Source organism: Hymenobacter jeongseonensis, from assembly GCF_015694725.1.
Lineage (GTDB): Bacteria > Bacteroidota > Bacteroidia > Cytophagales > Hymenobacteraceae > Hymenobacter > Hymenobacter jeongseonensis.
This window is the reverse complement of the sequence record NZ_JADQDQ010000005.1, coordinates 183,247-201,527: the sequence shown is the minus strand read 5'-3', so window position 1 is coordinate 201,527 and position 18,281 is coordinate 183,247. Positions and strand designations below refer to the sequence as shown.

The following is an 18,281-nucleotide window of genomic DNA, read 5'->3' as shown; positions in this document are numbered from 1 at the left end:
ATCTATTCATGAAATCAATTTTTAGAGTTCTGATTGCAGCAGCCCTTGCGACTGGTGCAACAGGTTGCGAGAAAGCTCTCGACATCAACGATAACCCAAACCAACCCATTGCGGTAGAGCCCAATGCTATTTTGGCTTCAGCTTTGGCTGTTACGGCCAATAACTACAATGGTGGGGCTACCAACTACAACAGCTATTCAAGCTTTGCAGCTGGTTTCTGGGGTAAGTCGGGCACAGTAAGCGGATTCTCGGAGGAGCGGACGTATAGCTACTCCACGAACTACTACCAAGGACTGTTTAACAGCACCTACGACAACCTGAACGACTACAACCTCATCGAACAAAAAGCGGCTACATTTCCGAATCACGCTGCCATTGCTCGTATCATGAAGGTTTATAACTTTCAGTTATTGGTAGACCAGTACGGGGATATTCCTTATACGCAAGCGCTATTGGGAATTGCCTCCACCAATCCCAAATACGACAAGGCTGAGGATATCTACAAAGACTTTGTCGTGCAGTTGAAGAAGGCCGTTGTGGATATCGACGCAGCAAAAGACGCAACTGCTGTAGGTACTGAAGACATCGTTTTTCGTGGTAATATGACCGACTGGAAGCGTTTCGCCAACAGCCTCCGTCTGCGCGTGTTGCTTCGTCAGGCCGAGGTTCCTTCCTTGCAGGCTTATGTCCGTACGGAAATGACTGCCCTGCAGGCTGAAGTGGATGGATTCCTTAGGACCGACGCAGTAGCTCAGCCAGGCTATGGTCCAAACTCTAACCAGCAAAATCCTTTCTATAACCGCTACGGTTTCGCAGTTGGCCTTACGCGCACTACCAGTGAGTATAGCTTCGTAATGCCCACCAACTATATCATTCAGCAGTACGAAGCCAACAGTGACCCCCGCATCACGCAGCTTTATGCTCTGGGCAAAAGAACTGTTGGAGGCACTGCTACGCCTGCTTACGTTGGTACCACGTTAGGCGAAGCCAACCCCCCTACGTTCACTGCTGCTAATGAAGTAGTTGGCTCGCGTTTTCTGATTAACGGTACTTTCCTCCGCGGTGCTAACCAGGGAACTGTGTTGATGCTGCTGTCAGAAGTGCTTTTCTCGAAAGCAGAAGCTGAGACTCGGCAATTGTTTGTGGCTACCGATGCTGCTGCTAAACAGGATTTCCTCGACGGTATCAAAGCTTCTTTCATGCACACCTTCCGTTCTGCTACAGCAGCTCCGGTTTCGATAGCTAATGCTACGGCTACCACTCCTGGTATTCCGCAGTATGAAGCCTACATCGCAGCTAACACCAACAACGGTTTGGTAAACTGGGAAGCTTCTACCACGACGGTACGGTTGGGAACGGAAACTACTAACACTAATCTCAATCCAACTACGCCGCTTACTACTCCCCGTACTGTAACGCAGCAGGAAAAAATCATTTACCAGAAGTATTTGGCTTCGAATACGGTGGCAAGCACCGAGGCATGGGCTGATTACCGCCGCACGGCACTGCCTAAGTTCCCACCGTCGCTTCAGTCGGCTTCGACCCGCGCTGACAAGCTACCAACTCGTCTGTTCTATCCTCAGACTGAGGTGAGCACCAACCAAAGCAACATCCCGGCTGGTCAGACGCAGTACACGAAGGTTTTCTGGGACGTATTGGACTAGACTAGTCCAGCACCACAACAGAGTATGAAAAAGGGCTACCCAACTGGGTAGCCCTTTTTTGTTGAGTAATATTGGTATAACCGAAAGCCGAGCGTCTAAAATTAGCTTTAACTCTGCATCAGAAAACCCTTGATGTACTCGTCAAGGTCGCCGTCCAGGACGTTTTGCACGTCGGTGCGCTCGATGCCGGTGCGCAGGTCCTTGATGAGTTTATAAGGATGCAGGACATAATTGCGGATTTGGGAGCCGAAGTCGATGCGCTTTTTGGTGGCTTCTACCTTGTCGCGTTCCGCGTGGCGCTTGTCCATCTCAATTTGGTAGAGGCGCGACTTGAGCATGCGCAAGGCATGCTCTTTGTTCATGAGCTGACTGCGCTCAATCTGGACCGCGATGATGATGCCGGAAGGCGCGTGCGTGAGACGCACCGCGGTTTCCACCTTGTTCACATTCTGGCCACCCGCGCCACCGGCCCGGAAGGTATCCCAGGAGATATCGGCCGGATTGATTTCGATGTTGATGGTGTCGTCAATCACCGGGTAGGCAAAAACGGACGCAAAAGAGGTGTGGCGCCGGCCACTGCTGTCGAATGGCGACATGCGCACCAAACGGTGAACCCCAATCTCGCTTTTGAGGTAGCCGTAGGCAAAGTCGCCGTCGATTTCCAGCGATGCTGACTTGATGCCCGCGCCTTCGCCGGGCTGGTAACTGACCTGGCGCACCCCAAACCCGTGGCTTTCGGCCCACATGATGTACATGCGCATGAGCATTTCGGCCCAATCCTGGCTTTCAGTGCCGCCGGCGCCGGGGTTGATGTCGATAATGGCCGACAGCTGGTCCTCCTCGTCGGAGAGCATGCGCTTGAACTCCAGCTGCTCTACTTTCTTGAGGGTGGCCTCATAGTCGGCCAGCATTTCGGCTTCGGGTACGTCGCCTTCTTTGTGGAAATCGAAGAGCACCTCGGTGTCAGCCAGCGCGTGTTGCACGGCTTCGAAGTCGTCGGTCCAAGTCTTGATGGCCTTGATTTCGCGAAGTGTGACCTCGGCCGCTTTAGAATCGTCCCAGAAGCCGGGAGCGGTGGTTTGCGCCTCAGCGGCGGCTATTTGTTCTTTGCGGGCATCGTAGTCAAAGATACCTCCTCAGGGCCTCAACGCGGCCCTTCAAGTCCTTAATCTGGTCTTGAGTCATGGTGGGGGAAAGTAATGGGATGGCGCGACTGCCACAAAACGCGGCCGGGCCGCTCCCAATGGGTGTGAGTGAACACGAAAGTACCGAATTCTACCGCACCATGCTGTTGCCCGTGCCACCAGCCGCCCGTTTTTCAGAGATGATGAGGAATGGTTGACTTTGATTAGCCAGCCAGCGGATGCCTCAGCTGATAAAATCGCAACTCTGCTGCGAACCATGGAAGCCCAACTACGTAGGCAGGCCTGAACACTGCCTCTCAGTGCGATTGCATGAAAATTACGCTTACTACAAAGCTGTTTGCCGGATTTGTGATGTTGCTGGCCCTGTTTACGGTGGTGGTACTGTTTTATTACCAACTGGCCGGGCAGGTGCTCCAGAACACGCGCAAAGTAGAAGAATCGCAGCGGGTTACCAATCACGCGTCGAACTTGTTGCGCAACGTGATTGACATGGAAACCGGATTTCGTGGCTACCTGCTCATCGGCAACGAGGAAACGCTTAGTCCCTACTACGATGGCCAACGGCAGCTCATTGGCCGATTTGCCCAGTTGCGAACGCTGGTAAGCGAATCACCGGAGCAGACAAAGCTAATTGACGACGCCCAGCGGCTGTTTCAGCAATGGTCGGGTTATAGCCACTTGTTGATATCGGAGAAGCGGGACGTGCACCGCCGCAACCCCCGTCAAAGCAGCCTCGAAGGCATGCCACACCGCCGTTTGGCCGAAGGCCTGTCCGGGAAGCAGGTGATGGACAACATCCGGAATCGGTTGGCCACCTTCGAACTGCACGAAGCGAAAAACCGCGAACAGCTGCGCAATGAATTGAACAACAGTATTGAGCGAGCAGAATGGCTGTCCGCTGGGTTGGCCGTGACGGCGCTGGTCTCTGGCTTTGCCTGGGCCATTTACATTGTGCGCATCTTCTCGAGGCGCCTGCGCAGCATGCTGGACCTAGCGCGCCGAATGGCTGATGGTGACTACAGCAGCCAGATTGTTGACACCGAGCAAGACGAAGTGAGCGAGCTTACCACCGCCCTCAACGTGATGGCGCGGACGGTGGGGGCCAACATCAGCCAGCTCGAAAGCCGCAACCAAGAGCTGGACCAATTTGCCTACGTCGTGTCGCACGACCTGAAAGCCCCCTTGCGCGGCATCGAAAGTGCCTCGCGCTGGATAGAAGAGGACATGGGGCAGGAGGAATTGCCGGTGGCCATCCGCGAGTTTCTGAAGATGATGCGGCAGCGCGTGCACCGCATGGAAAAACTCATCACCGGCATTTTGGACTTGGCCCGTGTCGGCCGCACCACCCAGGCCGACGAGACCGTATTTGTGCGCACGCTGCTCCGCGAAGTCATCGATAGCCTTAACCCGCCGCCCGGTTTCCAAATTGAGCTGCCGTTCTTTCTGCCAACGCTCACCACGAATGCGGTGCAGTTGCAGCAGGTCTTCACCAACCTCATCAGCAACGCGCTCAAGTACCACGACCATCCGGAAACCGGTACCGTCAAGATTGCCTGCGATGACGCCGGCGAGTTTTATCTCTTTTCGGTCGCCGATGATGGACCGGGCATCGACCCGGAATACCACGACCGTATTTTTGTTATCTTCCAGACCCTGACCGAACGCGATACCCTGGAAAGCACCGGGGTGGGGCTGGCCATCGTGAAAAAAATTGTGGAACGGCAAGGTGGCCGTATCGGGGTGAAATCGGCGGAGGGACAGGGCGCTAAGTTCAGCTTTACCTGGCCCAAACAGCCGCCCAAAGCCAAAATTTCGGCCACCATTGTGGCCGCACTACCCCATTCTGCCGTATCTGCTGCTACTTGATACCAGCCTTGTGCTGCCTTTGCGGGCATATTCCCGCGGTTGCCACTTACTTAGCCTATGTCCGCCGACCACCCCACGCCCAGCATTCTGCTCGTGGAAGACGACCAGATGGACGTCATGAACGTGCAGCGCGAGCTGCGCCGTCAGAACATTGACGTGCCGCTGGTGCACGCCCGCAACGGCCGTGATGCCCTCCGGATGCTGCGTGGCGAGGGCGATGAGCCCAAGATTGCCAAGCCCAGTTTGGTAATGCTTGATATCAACATGCCCCGCATGAATGGCTTGGAACTGCTCGAAACGCTCCGGTCCGACCCCGAATTTGTGGGACTAAATGTTTTTATCATGACTACTTCCGACCTCGAATCGGACCGGTTAAAAGCCCAGGAGCTAGCTGTAAGCGGCTATATTATCAAGCCACTGAGCTTTGATACCTTCGGGGAGGGCGGAACGAGTGTGGATGGATTCAGCTTGTTCTTGGATTTGCTGAAGCTGAAAGACTAAGCATCTGCTTGCCTGACACTTTAGGGGCTGCTAGAGTAACCGGAATCCCATGCGGTGGTGCGGACTGGGCCCGTGTGTGCGAATAGCTGCCCGGTGGCTTTGCGTGGGGTAGCCCGCGTTTTGGCCCCAGCCATACTCTGGATATTCGGCGGCCAAAGCTTGCATATGTTCATCGCGGAACGTTTTGGCTAGTATGGAGGCTGCCGCAATGTTGCGGTAAAGGCCATCGCCCCCAATAATGCAAGTATGGGCAAATCCTGCCAAGGGCCGGAACCGGTTGCCATCGACCAACAAATGCGCCGGGGCAATGGCCAGCGCTTGTACCGCCCGGTGCATGGCCAGATAGCTGGCCTGCGCAATATTGAGATGGCCAATTTCTTCTACAGAAGCTGTGCCAACGGCCCAGGCCGTGGCTTCGGCGCAGATTTCGGGCCGTAAAGCGTCCCGCCGCTTGGCGGTTAGCTGTTTGGAGTCGTTGAGGAAGCGGGGGCTAAAATCAGGGGGCAGAATGACGGCAGCCGCGAAAACGGGGCCCGCCAAACACCCGCGCCCGGCTTCGTCGAGGCCCGCTTCAAGCGCGTGGCCAGTGTAACAAGATAAAAGAGGCATAGGCACGCAAAAATAGCTGGTCTACGCCTCAAAGCGAGCTAAAAGCAACGCCCGTGCGTCCGCAACAGGGGCGGGCGCACGGGCGTCGGAGGGTAAGGAATCTGGGGCTATTTGTGGTCGCCGGCACTGCTGCCAAGGACGTTGTCTTCGTTTTCGCCGCGGCGAAAGCCTTGGCTATCCCGCGGGCCTTCGTCGATTTCGCTGTCCTCGTCGGTACTCACATACTCGTTGGTAACGGGACCGAGGCCGTTGTTTTTGGCCGCGAGGTCGGCCTCGGCTTGGGCGTGCTTGAGGTTGAAAAGAGGGTCGTGTTCTTCCTGCTTGGAATCCTGCGTGGGTTTTGACTTGGATTGCGCCATGGGTAGGGGGCCGGCCGGAATGTGGGCGGTCGGTGTAGCGTGGTACGGCTGGCCGGGCGCCAGGGTTAAATGGCGTTTCCTTCTGCGCACGGCACCAAGCAACTATGTTGCACAGCCTGAATTACATAATAAAAAAGGCCACCGCACAAGTGCGGTGGCCTTAAAGTGGCGGGTCTGGCTTGAAGGTGTCTACCCCACCTTTTCAGCCAGAACGCCGCCGCACGAGAGGTCCTTCCTTTCCACATTTCCAGCCCGTGCGGGGGTACTTATGATTCAAAGGTACGCCATAGGCCGGGGGCAGCGCAATGAATTTCGGACCAACTGCCAACTTTAGGCGGCCAACGGCGGCATTGGCACGGCAGGCGGCGGGGTTTCGGCGGAAGCTCTGAGGCGCTCTGTTGTCAAGGACAACGTAATTTTGCTTGCGCTTCCTCTTACTGATTTCTCATGCTACTTGCCGACGCCGCACCCGATTTTGATGAAACCCACAATCCTTGGCAAACCCTGGGCACGGAGGTGAAATATCAGAACCCCTGGATTTCGGTGCGCGAAGACCAAGTGCTCAACCCCGGCGGGGGGCGGGGCATCTACGGCGTGGTGAGCATGAAAAACAAAGCCTTGGGCATTATTCCCGTCGATGCGGAGGGCAATACTTGGCTGGTGGGCCAGTACCGCTACCCGCTAAACGAGTACTCCTGGGAAATCCCGATGGGAGGGGGCTTGGTAGAGCGCGACATACTGGAGTCGGCACAGCGCGAGCTGAAGGAGGAGACCGGGCTACTGGCGGCCCGCTGGACGCGCATTGCCCGGCTGCATACTTCCAATTCCGTCACCGATGAAGAAGGGTTCGTGTACTTGGCCGAAGACCTGACGCAAGGGGAGTTGGAGCCCGAAGAAACCGAAGACCTGCGCCTCTGGAAGCTACCGCTGGCCGAAGCCATCCGCATGGTCATGAACGACCAAATAACCGATGGCATCAGCGTGGCGGGCTTGCTAAAGGCCGAAAAGGTGCTGGCAGAGCGAGCGGTGAAGCCGTAAGTGACAGCGTATAGTAGCGGGAGAACGTTACTAATACCCGAATACTACCGCTTCCCATCAGCTACTAGCTCCATGCCTTAACTTTGCCGATATGCGCCACCTGCTTCGTTACCTCGGCCAGCGCCTCTACACCACGTGGGCCACGTTCTGGTTCATCGTGCCGTTTGTCCTTACATTCCCGTTGCAGTGGTTTTTTAGCCGGCGGCCGAACGGCGGCGGCGTGGTGCATGCCTTGAACCGGTTTTGGTCGTGGTTTTCGATTACCATGTGGGCCGTGCCGGTAGAAGTGGTGCGCGAAAGCTCCGGTCCAAACCCACAGCCGTGCGTGTACGTGGCCAACCACGGCTCCTACATTGACATCATGATGCTGTTCAAGTACATTCCAGGATTCCTGAACATGATGGGCAAGGCTTCGCTGGCGAAAGTACCGGTGTGGGGGCCTATTTTCGAGCGCGTCTACATCACCGTGGACCGCAGCAGTGCCGTGAGCCGGGGCCGCGCCGTGGTATTGGCCCGCCGCACCTTGGCCGAGGGCAAAAGCATTGCTATTTTCGCTGAGGGCCGCATTTCGCCCAATCCGGGCAAGGAACTGTTGCCGCTGCTGGATGGCGCTTTCCTGCTGGCCATTGAAATGGGCGTTCCGCTCGTCCCGGTGGGAATGCCCCTGAACCACATGTTCATGCCCGATGTCACGAAGGACCTGCGGGTGCGGCATCACCGGCTCAAAATCGTTTTTCATCCGCCCATTTCCACGGCTGGGCTCACGCTCGCCGATATTCCAGCCTTAAAACAACAGGTCGCCGCCCAGCTAACGGCCGATTTCCTGCCCGCCGGGGCCCACAAGCCGGGCCCGAGCACGTGGCGCGCACCGGGCAACGCTACACCCCAGGAACAGCGGCGTTCCGTCAATTCCTGATTCGACCTTTAAATTTTCCTGATTCCCTTGAGCACTGACCTTGGTACCCTGCGGGGCCTGGCCCATTTGGCCCGCCTCGAATTTGACGCAACCCGCGAGCAGCAGATGCTCGGCGACCTCAACAACATCCTCGATTTCGTGGCCCAACTCGAAGGCCTCGACACGACCGGGGTGGAGCCGCTGGTGCACCTCTCGCAGGAGGTGAACGTGCTGCGTGACGACGAAGCCTGCAACACCGTGAGCCACCAGGATGGCCTGCGCAACGCCCCGCGCAAGGACTCGGATTATTTCCGTGTGCCCAAAGTGCTGGAATAAGGGTGGCGCACCCAATTTCCAAACGGCTTGGGCTGCCCGGCTGGCTGGCCATCCTCGCTGCGCTGGCCGTAGGAGTGGCCGTGTTTTATTACTTCACGGGCGATGCGGCTACGCTGCCGGTGCAGGTGGTGCCGCACTTGCAAGCGGTGCCCGTGGTGGTGGAACAGGTGGTGGTGGGGGCCGTGCGCCTGCCCGTGCAAGCCAGCGGCTTCGTGGTGAGCCTGACGCACGATGTGGCGGGGCCGTTCACGCAGCCGGTAGCAGCCGGGCTGTTTTTGGTGCTGCTGGCCTTTGCGCTGGCGGGCTGGGTGGCAGTGGCGAGTACGTTGCCCCGGGCGGCGTTTTTGGCGGGCATGGTCCCCGTCATCTTTTTGCTGATGGCGCTCAACCTGGATGTGGTGGGCGTATTCGAGCCCGGCAAGCGCTACTTCTTGTACATGACGCTGGGGCTGCTGGTAGGCGGCGCCTACGGGCTCCACGCCTTTGCCCAAGGGCTGCGCCTGGGGTGGCGCTGGCTGATTTTCGGCACGCTGGTAGCTGGGCTAAGCGCGTTATTATACCTGAAGAGCGACTTGTCGCCGGCCGAAACCACCTTGCAATTGGCAGCTTATGCCACCACCAGCGGGGCCGTAATGGTGGCTTTGGTGGTGCTGTGGGTGGGCATTGAGAATATCCGGGCCTTGCTGTGGTTCAATACCCAGGCCGAGCAGCCGAGCAGCCGGTTTGGCTTAGCTCCGTTTGTGCTGGCCAGCAGCTTGTATTTAGGTGCACTGTGGTGGCTAGTCTGGAACAACGGCAAGCTGCAGCTTTTCCCTGGAGTACAGCTCGACCCGTTGGTGCTGTTGCTGCCGGCGCTGCTTGCGAGCGGCCTCGGCCTGCGCCTGCGGGCGCCCTCTTACGCCGAATGGGTGCCGTATTCCCGGGCCGCGCAGCTTTATGCCCTGCTGCTGCTGCCGGCGGCGGGTGCGTTGGGCTATGCATTTGCCACAGCCAATACCCCCTTGCTGCGCGCCGCCCGCGACTTCACCTCGTTTGCGCTGCTTTTCTTGGGCGGCGCTTTTCTGGCGTATGTGCTCATGAACTTTGCGCCCCTGATTCGCCAACGGCTACGGGTGTACAGGGTAGTGTTTGAGCCGCGCCGCTTGCCGTTTTATCCGGTGTATATTTTGGCGGTGGGGGCGCTGATTATGGTGCAGGTGCGGAACAACCGCCCGCTGCCCGACCAAGTGGCTGCCGGTGAATACAACAACCTCGGCGACCTCACCCGACAGCAAAGCGAGGCGAACCCCAACGACGTTGGGCTGGCACTGCTGGCCGAACGGTATTATGCCGAAGCTGGCGATGTTTTGTATCGTGGCGATTTGCATGCGCAAATGGGCCGGGCTGCACTGTATCGTTTCCGGCAACAGCGTCAAAACGAAATCAATGCCCTGCGCCGCGCCTTGCTGCGCGAGCCCAGCGAAAAGGTTTCCCTGCGGCTGGCGGCGCTTTTTACCGAGCCAACGGATTTATTTGAAGGCCTGGAAGTGCTGCGGCGCGGCTTGGTGGCCCAGCCGCGTAGCGCCGCCATGGCTGGTGACTTGGCGCAGCTTTTTACCCAAACTTCCCTCACCGATTCGGTCGCTTATTACCTGGATAAAACCGAGCAGCTGGCGCCCGGCAGCTACCCCAGCCAAACCAACCAGCTGGGCTTTTTGCTGAGCCAGAACCTGCTGGATGAAGCCCGTAAGCTGAGCAGTCAGTTGCAGGTGAAAGCCGACGAGCCGGGATTGGCCAGCAACTACTTACTGCTGCAGTTGCTGACCGCAAAACCGATTCAGGCGCCTGCCGTGCCTTCGACCGACGTCCTAGTATTGGACGCGGCCAGTTTTGCCCAATTGTACCATCAGGTGCTGGTGAATGTGGCGCAACGCAAAGACCAACTCACCCCAGCGTTGCTCCAGCGCCTCTCAACGTTGGCCAATCATCCCGCCAATGAGAATTTTTACGAGCAGCTTCTTTTCTTGCAGGCGCTGGCCCGCCACGGGCGAGGGGAGGAGCAAACGGCCCGGCAGCTGCTGGCGCCACTAGCTACCGGCACCAACGCCAGCGCCGCTTACTACCAACAGCTGTTGGGGTTGTGGCAGCTGCAACAAGGTCAATACGCGCGGGCAGCCACCCAATTTGCATTCGCTGCGAAGAATGGGGCCGCTACCGCCCTCGAAACCCGCGTGCTGGCGCTGGCCTGGAGCGGCCAGGCTGATTCGGCGCAGGCGGCGGTGGCGCGGCTGGTGGCTTCGCCCGATTCGGCCGAGCGGCAGGCTGGCCGGCAAGCGCAAAAACTACTTGCCGCTGGCAATATGATACCGGCCACTGATAATTCGGCGCGCATTGGCAGTAAGTGGTTGGCTGATGCCCTGCAAGCCGAGCAACAAAAAAACACAGCCGAAGCCACCCGGAATTATCGCCGCATCGTGCGCGAAGCGCCCTTTAACGAGGCTGCCATGCTGGCGGCTGCCACCTTTTATACGCGCCGCCGCGACCCGGTTGCGGCATACGAAGCCTTGCGGGCCGGGCTCGACGAAAACCCTCGCTCGTTGCCACTGTTGAGGAACTACGTGCTGGCCGCCGCCGACGCCGGCCTCACCGACTACGCCGCCGATGCTTTGGTTGAACTACGGCAGCAGCTCTCCCCGGCTGCTTATGCTACTTTAGCGGCCGAATACACTGCCCGCCAAGCAGCCCGCGCGGCTGCCGCGGCATCTTTTTCGGGCGCCCCTGCCACCTCTCCTCTGCAATAAACCCCCAGTGCCATGAATTCAAACGTTATTGAAACCACGGAAATCGCCAAAAACTACGTCATGGGTGCCGAGGTGATTCACGCCTTGCGCTCGGTCAGCATTAAGATTCCGCGGGGCGAGTACGTAGCGTTCATGGGGCCGTCGGGCTCGGGCAAATCGACGCTGATGAACATTGTGGGCTGCCTCGATACGCCGTCGAAAGGACAGTACATTCTGAACGGGCAAGACGTGAGCCGCATGAGCGACAACCAACTGGCCGAGGTGCGGAACAAGGAAATCGGCTTTGTCTTTCAGAGCTTCAACCTGCTGCCCCGCGCCAGCGCCCTGGACAATGTGGCCCTGCCGCTCATTTACGCGGGCCTGAACAAGCGCGAACGCAACGAGCGCGCCATGGAGTCGTTGCGCTCGGTGGGCTTGGCCGACCGGGCTTTGCACCGTCCCAACGAGCTGAGCGGCGGCCAGCGCCAGCGCGTGGCCATTGCCCGGGCCCTCGTCAACAATCCCAGCGTGCTGCTGGCCGACGAACCCACCGGCGCCCTCGATTCGAAAACCAGCCACGAAATCATGGACCTGTTTGAAGCACTATATTCCAAAGGCAACACCATTATTATGGTGACGCACGAAGAAGACATTGCGCGCTACGCCCACCGAATAGTGCGCTTGCGCGACGGCTTGGTGGAATCGGACGAGGAAAACAAGGAAATTACCACGCACGCCCTCGCGAGCCATTAACCCGCAAACTCCCCGGCTGGTCCAGTTGGGGAGTTTTTCGTTTGATTCCTCTTGCTATGAAAATCTACACCAAAACCGGCGACAAAGGCCTCACTTCCCTGATTGGCGGCACCCGCGTGCCCAAAAGCAGCCTGCGCATTGACTGCTACGGCACGGTGGACGAACTGAATTCCCACATCGGCCTCGTGCGCGACCAAGACGTGAACGCCGCCCGCCGGCCCTTGCTCAAGGAAATCCAGGACCGGTTGTTCACCATGGGTTCGGCCCTGGCCGCCGACCCGGAGAAATCGAAAATGAAGCTGCCCGACCTGCACGAAGCCGACGTGACGCTGCTGGAAGACGAAATGGACCGCATGAACGCCGACCTACCGGAACTGCGGGCCTTTATTCTACCGGGTGGGCATCCCGCCGTGAGCTACGCCCACGTGGCCCGCTGCGTGTGCCGCCGCGCCGAGCGCATGGTGATTCATCTGAGCGAGGAATCATTTGTGGCCGAACTGGTGGTGGTCTATCTGAACCGTTTGTCGGACTACCTGTTCGTGCTGAGTCGCTATATGGCCCACGAGTTGGGCGTAGAAGAAGTGACTTGGAAGGCACGACTTTAAGCCAACATTAGTTAGTGCTTCTGTAGGCGCCTGACCAGCTTGATTTTACTTTCTATATTACAAAGTCACCTTTGCTTTTTTCTGCGGCTGCGCAATTACAGCCGTTTCATCACCATCCTGCGTACCTCCCAAATCCCACCCACCTGCACCCTGAAATAGCCCTATTATGATTGATATTCTCCCCATTCACACGCAACGCACGGCCGCCTCGCGGCTGGAATCCGTCGATTTCGCTCACATCGAGTTCGGTAAAGTATTTTCCGACCACATGTTTGCAGTTGATTTCATAAACGGGGAGTGGCAGGAGCCGCAAATTGTGCCGTATGGCGACATGGTGGTGAGCCCGGCCAATTCGGCCTTGCACTACGGGCAAGCCATTTTTGAGGGCATGAAAGCCTACCACCAAGCCGATGGTGGCGTGGCCTTGTTTCGGCCGCTCGATAACTGGTCGCGGCTCAATGCCTCGGCCGAGCGCATGTGCATGCCCGAAATTCCGGAAGAGCTGTTTATGCAAGGCCTGAAAGAGTTGATTCGCCTCGATACGAAGTGGGTGCCCACGGCGGCGGGCAGCTCCCTCTACATCCGGCCGTTCATGTTTGCCACCGATGGCTTTATTGGCGTCCGGCCGTCGTTCAACTACCGGTTCATGATTTTCACTTGCCCGGTTAACACTTACTACAACAAGCCGTTGCGGGTACGGTTCGAGCAGAAATACGTGCGCTCGGCCGAAGGCGGCGCGGGCTACGCCAAAGCCGCTGGCAACTACGGCGGCGCCATGTACCCCAGCAAACTGGCCCACGACCAGGGCTACCACAACCTCATCTGGACCGATGCCACGGAGCACCAGTACGTGGAGGAGTCGGGCACAATGAACATCATCTTCGTGATGGACGGCAAAGTAATAACTCCGGCCCTCAGTACTTCGATACTGGACGGCATCACGCGTCGCAGCGTGCTGGCCCTGGCCCACGACATGGGCCTAACCGTGGAGGAGCGCAAGGTGAGCAGCCGCGAAGTAATGGAGGCCCTGGCCGCCGGCAAGCTTGAAGAAGCCTTTGGCGTGGGCACGGCCGCTACCATTGCGCCCATTGCCACCATCGGCTACCAGGACCAGGACTACGACCTGCCCGTTGCAGCTTCTAATGCTTTCTCACACCGCGTACGCGCGGCTTTGGATGCTATTCGCGCTGGCGAAGGCGCCGACGTCCACAACTGGATGGTGCGCGTGTGAAGAATCGTGGACTCCGTGAGTCCGCGCTATCAAAAAAGCCGCTTCAAAACGAAGCGGCTTTTCTTTTTTGCCGCACCTTTGCACCGCTAAGTACATTCCCACTCCGTTATTCCGTCACTCAGTCAATCTTATGACCGTTTCTCTGAAAACCGTTACCCTCAACGACACGCACCGCAAGTTGGGCGCTAAAATGGTGCCTTTTGCGGGCTACGACATGCCGGTGCGCTATTCTTCCGACCTGGACGAGCACCACACGGTGCGCCGCGCCGTGGGCATTTTCGACGTGTCGCACATGGGCGAATTCCGCGTTCGCGGCCCCCAGGCCCTCGACCTGATTCAGCGCGTGACCAGCAACGATGCCAGCAAGCTCACCGACGGCAAAGCCCAGTACTCCTGCCTGCCCAACAACGACGGCGGCATTGTGGACGACCTGCTGGTGTACAAGCTCGCCGACGAGGACTACCTGCTGGTGGTGAATGCGTCCAACATCGAGAAAGACTGGAATTGGATTCAGCAGCACAACACGCAGGGCGTGGAGATGGAAGACATCTCCGACCGCACCAGCCTGTTTGCCGTGCAGGGGCCTAAGGCTATTGCCGCCCTGCAACCGCTGACCGATGTGGACCTGGCCAGCATTCCCTACTATTCGTTTGTGCAGGGCACTTTTGCTGGAGCACCTGATGTCATCATTTCCGCCACGGGCTACACCGGCGCCGGCGGGTTTGAACTGTACATTCCCAACGAGTACGCGGCGGCCGTGTGGGATAAAATCATGATTGCCGGTCAGGCACACGGCATCAAGCCCATCGGCCTCGGGGCCCGCGACACGCTGCGCCTTGAAATGGGTTTTGCCCTCTACGGTAACGACATCGACGACACCACATCGCCGCTGGAAGCAGGTTTGGGTTGGATTACGAAATTCACCAAAGACTTCACCAACGCCGAAAACCTGAAAAAACAGAAGGAGGCCGGGGTCAATAAAAAGCTGGTGGCCTTCGTCATGGACGGCCAGGGCATCCCGCGTGGCCACTACGAATTGGTGGATGCCGAAGGACAGAAAATTGGCGATGTTACCAGCGGCACGCAGTCGCCGTCGTTGAGCAAAGGCATTGGCATGGGCTACGTGAAAACGGAGTTCGCGGCGCCCGGTACCCAGATTTTTGTGCAGATTCGGGGCAAAAACCTACCCGCCACGGTGAATAAATTGCCCCTAACCAAGGGCGCTGAAGTTTAGTCTCTAATTATATAAATGGTCAGCCAGTAGGCTGAGCGCAGCCGCTGGCAACCCCAGTGCCTTCGCTCAGCCTACTGGCTGACCATTTCTCTTGAAAACGTGCCCAAACTAGATATTTGTTTCTCTCCTGAATTGCTGCCGCTGTACGACCTGCGCGGCAAAGTTGCCGTCATCGTGGACATCCTGCGGGCCTCCAGCACCATCGTTACGGCGCTGGGAGAGGGCGTCAGCCATGTTTTTCCCGTGGCCTCCCTGGAAGAATGCACTGCGTACGGCCAACAGCACGACTGCCTGACAGCTGCCGAGCGCGACGGCCTGCCAGCCGCCGGCTTCGACCTGGGAAATTCCCCGTTTGGTTTTCTGGATGCAAATCGGGTGGTGCGGGGTCGAGCCCTCACCATCAGCACCACCAACGGCACGGCTGCGCTGCGCCGGTCGCTGGCGGCCGAAGCAGTGGTGGTTGGGGCATTCCTAAATCTGGCGGCCGTAGCAGAATTTGCCCGCGCGCAGGGCCGTGATGTGCTGGTGGTGTGCGCTGGCTGGAAAGGCCAGTTTTGCCTGGAAGACACGGTATTTGGCGGGGCGCTGGCGGAGCGGCTGTCGGTTGCCTTCGATGTGCGTAGCTCCGATGCGACACTGGCGGCGCTGCATCTGTGGCAGCAGGGCAAAACCGATTTAGCTGGTTACCTGCTGCAATCGGCGCACGTGCGCCGGCTCAATTCGCTGGAAGCCAGCCAGGATTTCGAGTTTTGCCTGCGCATAGATTCTTATGCCGAGGTATTGCCCCGCTGGCAGGACGACCGATTGGTGCGCGCGTAAGCACGCTTGCTCTGCCGGCGCTTATTTCAGCTTCTCGTTGTCTTGGTGCCGTTGGCTGTCGCGCTGGGTTTTTTTGGCCAGGTTGCGGGTCAGGGCTTCGGTGAGGTCCACACCGGTTTGGTTGGCCAGGCAAATGACTACGAACAGCACATCGGCCAGCTCGTCGCCCAACTCGCGCCCTTTGTCCGATTCCTTAAACGACTGCTCGCCGTACTGCCGGGAAATAAGGCGCGCTACTTCACCCACTTCTTCGGTGAGGATGGCCATGTTGGTCAGTTCATTGAAGTAGCGGACGCCGGTGGTGGTTATCCAGCTGTCAACGGTTTTTTGGGCTTCTTCGAGCGTCATAGGGGCAGTGGGTTAAGCCGGCGTGTCTAGTACAATCGTAACCGGGCCGTCATTGAGAAGGCTTACTTTCATGTCGGCCCCAAACACGCCAGTGGGCACGGGCTTGCCCAAGTCGGCCGCTACCATGGCTACAAATTGCCGGTATAGCGGCTCGGCAATGGCCGGGGGCGCCGCGCCAATGTAGCTGGGACGGTTGCCTTTGCGGGCGTCGGCCAGCAGCGTAAACTGGCTTACGACCAGAACTTCTCCATCTGTATCCACCACGCTGCGGTTCATCTGCCCGTTCTCGTCGCCGAAAATGCGCAGCTGCACCAACTTGCGGCACATCCAGGTAAGGCTGGCGGTGGTATCGGTGGGCGCGAACCCCGCCAGAACCAGCAGGCCGGGACCGATGCGCCCGATAATTTGGCCGTCGACGGCAACCTGGGCTTCGCTGACACGCTGAATAACGAGACGCATGAAGGAGTAAAATGGAGATAGGGTCGTCGGACTGGAGATTTTCAAAAAGCAGGCCGGCACAACAACCCTCAAAAGTAAAGCAACCGGCCGATGTTGGACGAGCTTTTCCGACCTTCGCGGCCCGTGCTACGTCCGTTTATGCCCCCATTGCTCGCCCGCATACTTAGCAACCGTCCTTCTACGCCCCGCGTGTGGTGGCTGCTGGGGGCCCTACTGGTCGTTACGGTCCTGCGGCTGTGGCGTTTGCCCGAGGCGGGCCCTGCCGACTACGACTCGGTGCGCAACTGGCAGGTTATTCTGGAACTGGCGCAGGGCAATTTTGCCAATCTGTTCCATCACGGCAGTCCGGGCTTCTTGCTGATGTACGTGCCAGTAGCAGCGCTGACGCGGGATTTTGTGATTTTCCAAACACTCAACGCGCTCCTGGCAGTCCTTGGGTTGGGCTTTTTTGCTGCCTGGGTAACCGGGCAGGCCCGCCTTACCGGTCCCGAAGCCGCCGCCCTGACGCTGCTGGGCGGCACGTCGCTGCTGCTGACCTTTTCAGGCCGTGACTTCACGATGAGTTCGACCAGCCTTGTGCTTTATGCCGGATTGTTGCGGAGCTATTTTGCGCGGTTGCAGCACCCCAGCCCAGCAGCAGCATTGCGCGTGGCGGGATGGCTGGCGGTGGGGCTTTGCTTCAACTACAAGTTCCTGTTTACGCTGCCCATTATCGGCGTGCTGGAACTGTGGCGGGCCGATGGGCTGTGGCGGCAGCGGGGCTTATGGTGGCGGACATTATTGCTCCTGGCGCTGCCTTACCTGGTTTTTGGCGCATTTGGCGCGTGGGTGGGTCTGCCGTGGTACCGTTGGCTGGGATTCTACATCCGCACGGTAGTGCCGGCCGCGGCCAACGTAGCTGGCCGGCAGGCCACGCTGCACCTCGACTTGCTGTACTACCCCTGTTATCTGGCTGAGTACGAATCCCCGTTGTTGCTGACTGGGTTGCTAGTTTCGGCAGGGCTGGCGTGGCGAGATTGGCGCAGGGCCGAACCGATGCCGCTGCAGCTTTACTTACTGGTGTGGGCCGGTTGCCTGCTGGCGGGCATGTCCTTGCTCATCAAAGCCCCCCGGGGGCTTTTGTTTGCGTACTTGCCGCTGGCGGCGCTGGCAATACTTAGTGGGCGGCGGGTGCTGCCCAGAGTGGCCTTACTCAGCGTTGTGCTGGTGGCGGTGGCCTTAAACGTATTTCGGATTCACCAGGAATTTTATGTACCACTGCCCACCCAATACCCCCAGGTAGCGGCTTGGCTCCAGCGCCACGGCGCCACCAGCGTAGTAAGTACCGTGGGGGTTGGCGTCGCACCTTACCTAGTGCCAAACCAAACGTTGGCCGTGGTTACCGACGAGCGCCAGTTAGCCACCTTGCGCCAGCAAGGCTACCAATACGTGCTGCTGGACGGCTATTGGCGCGTGGCCGGGGTAGCGCGTTTCGACTCGCTGCGTCGCCAACACCCGGTTGCGGCTTGGCCCGCGCCTCAGCTGCACCGGTCGTTGCTGTTCTTGGAGCACTCCGAATTCACGGGGTTGGGCTACGAGGAAACGCTGGCTGCCCGGCAAACAGCGGCGGCTGATTCGCTGCCGTTGCGGCTTTATCGATTGCAATAAAGCCCCTGGCCTC

The 18,281-nt window shown here is 58.5% G+C and carries 18 protein-coding genes; 13 read left to right on the top strand and 5 right to left on the bottom strand.

All coding sequences use genetic code 11. From position 1 onward, the window contains the following. The first annotated feature begins 8 nt into the window (after positions 1-8). The gene (locus I2I05_RS12630; RefSeq protein ID WP_196282615.1) at positions 9-1,664 is read left to right on the top strand and encodes a SusD/RagB family nutrient-binding outer membrane lipoprotein; all 1,656 of its coding nucleotides are present in this window, start codon (positions 9-11) and stop codon (positions 1,662-1,664) included. Between the two features lie 107 nt (positions 1,665-1,771). Here the strand turns inward: I2I05_RS12630 and prfB are convergent. Further along, a protein-coding gene (prfB, locus tag I2I05_RS12625; protein WP_196282614.1) for a peptide chain release factor 2 occupies positions 1,772-2,849 on the bottom strand; the annotation gives its coding sequence in 2 pieces (ribosomal slippage) (positions 1,772-2,788 and positions 2,790-2,849; 1,077 coding nt in all). A 269-nt stretch (positions 2,850-3,118) separates the two neighbouring features. Between prfB and I2I05_RS12620 the strand changes: the two genes are divergently transcribed. Beyond that, entirely contained in the window at positions 3,119-4,675 is a 1,557-nt protein-coding gene (locus I2I05_RS12620; RefSeq protein ID WP_230688310.1) for a sensor histidine kinase, read from the top strand. A 57-nt stretch (positions 4,676-4,732) separates the two neighbouring features. Continuing rightward, positions 4,733-5,176 (top strand): response regulator, encoded by a 444-nt coding sequence (locus I2I05_RS12615; protein ID WP_196282613.1) that lies wholly within the window; start codon positions 4,733-4,735, stop codon positions 5,174-5,176. A gap of 30 nt (positions 5,177-5,206) precedes the next feature. On the opposite strand, the gene I2I05_RS12610 is transcribed toward I2I05_RS12615, so the two are convergent. After that, a complete protein-coding gene (locus tag I2I05_RS12610; protein ID WP_196282612.1) occupies positions 5,207-5,785 on the bottom strand; it encodes a ribonuclease HII in 579 nt (192 codons plus the stop codon). A 107-nt stretch (positions 5,786-5,892) separates the two neighbouring features. Continuing rightward, complete coding sequence (locus tag I2I05_RS12605) at positions 5,893-6,144, bottom strand: hypothetical protein (RefSeq protein ID WP_196282611.1); 252 nt, start codon at positions 6,142-6,144, stop codon at positions 5,893-5,895. A 447-nt stretch (positions 6,145-6,591) separates the two neighbouring features. Here I2I05_RS12605 and I2I05_RS12600 point away from each other — a divergent pair, with 447 nt between their 5' ends. From I2I05_RS12600 to I2I05_RS12560, 9 genes are all read left to right on the top strand, one after another. Then, positions 6,592-7,182, top strand: a complete 591-nt coding sequence (locus I2I05_RS12600) for an NUDIX domain-containing protein (protein ID WP_196282610.1) — start codon at positions 6,592-6,594, stop codon at positions 7,180-7,182. 91 nt (positions 7,183-7,273) lie between these two features. Then, positions 7,274-8,098: a lysophospholipid acyltransferase family protein gene (locus I2I05_RS12595; RefSeq protein WP_196282609.1), complete on the top strand. Its 825-nt coding sequence runs from the start codon at positions 7,274-7,276 to the stop codon at positions 8,096-8,098. A 27-nt stretch (positions 8,099-8,125) separates the two neighbouring features. Beyond that, positions 8,126-8,413, top strand: coding sequence for an Asp-tRNA(Asn)/Glu-tRNA(Gln) amidotransferase subunit GatC (gene gatC, locus I2I05_RS12590; RefSeq protein WP_196282608.1), 288 nt, complete (start codon positions 8,126-8,128; stop codon positions 8,411-8,413). Positions 8,414-8,415: 2 nt separating this feature from the next. Continuing rightward, entirely contained in the window at positions 8,416-11,193 is a 2,778-nt protein-coding gene (locus I2I05_RS12585; RefSeq protein WP_196282607.1) for a tetratricopeptide repeat protein, read from the top strand. Positions 11,194-11,205: 12 nt separating this feature from the next. Next, positions 11,206-11,925 carry an ABC transporter ATP-binding protein gene (locus I2I05_RS12580; RefSeq protein WP_196282606.1) on the top strand — a complete coding sequence of 240 codons (720 nt, stop codon included), beginning with the start codon at positions 11,206-11,208 and terminating at the stop codon, positions 11,923-11,925. A gap of 56 nt (positions 11,926-11,981) precedes the next feature. Further along, on the top strand, positions 11,982-12,530 hold the full coding sequence (locus I2I05_RS12575) for a cob(I)yrinic acid a,c-diamide adenosyltransferase (protein ID WP_196282605.1): 549 nt from the start codon (positions 11,982-11,984) through the stop codon (positions 12,528-12,530). 166 nt (positions 12,531-12,696) lie between these two features. Then, positions 12,697-13,761: a branched-chain amino acid aminotransferase gene (locus I2I05_RS12570; protein ID WP_196282604.1), complete on the top strand. Its 1,065-nt coding sequence runs from the start codon at positions 12,697-12,699 to the stop codon at positions 13,759-13,761. Positions 13,762-13,891: 130 nt separating this feature from the next. Then, positions 13,892-14,995, top strand: coding sequence for a glycine cleavage system aminomethyltransferase GcvT (gene gcvT, locus I2I05_RS12565; RefSeq protein ID WP_196282603.1), 1,104 nt, complete (start codon positions 13,892-13,894; stop codon positions 14,993-14,995). Between the two features lie 99 nt (positions 14,996-15,094). Further along, a complete protein-coding gene (locus tag I2I05_RS12560; protein ID WP_196282602.1) occupies positions 15,095-15,814 on the top strand; it encodes a 2-phosphosulfolactate phosphatase in 720 nt (239 codons plus the stop codon). Between the two features lie 21 nt (positions 15,815-15,835). Here the strand turns inward: I2I05_RS12560 and I2I05_RS12555 are convergent, their stop codons facing one another. Both I2I05_RS12555 and dtd read right to left on the bottom strand, forming a co-directional pair. Continuing rightward, the gene (locus I2I05_RS12555) at positions 15,836-16,162 is read right to left on the bottom strand and encodes a nucleotide pyrophosphohydrolase (protein WP_196282601.1); all 327 of its coding nucleotides are present in this window, start codon (positions 16,160-16,162) and stop codon (positions 15,836-15,838) included. A 12-nt stretch (positions 16,163-16,174) separates the two neighbouring features. Further along, positions 16,175-16,621, bottom strand: coding sequence for a D-aminoacyl-tRNA deacylase (gene dtd / locus I2I05_RS12550; protein WP_196282600.1), 447 nt, complete (start codon positions 16,619-16,621; stop codon positions 16,175-16,177). 138 nt (positions 16,622-16,759) lie between these two features. Between dtd and I2I05_RS12545 the strand changes: the two genes are divergently transcribed. Then, positions 16,760-18,268, top strand: coding sequence for a hypothetical protein (locus tag I2I05_RS12545; protein WP_196282599.1), 1,509 nt, complete (start codon positions 16,760-16,762; stop codon positions 18,266-18,268). Positions 18,269-18,281 lie beyond the last annotated feature (13 nt).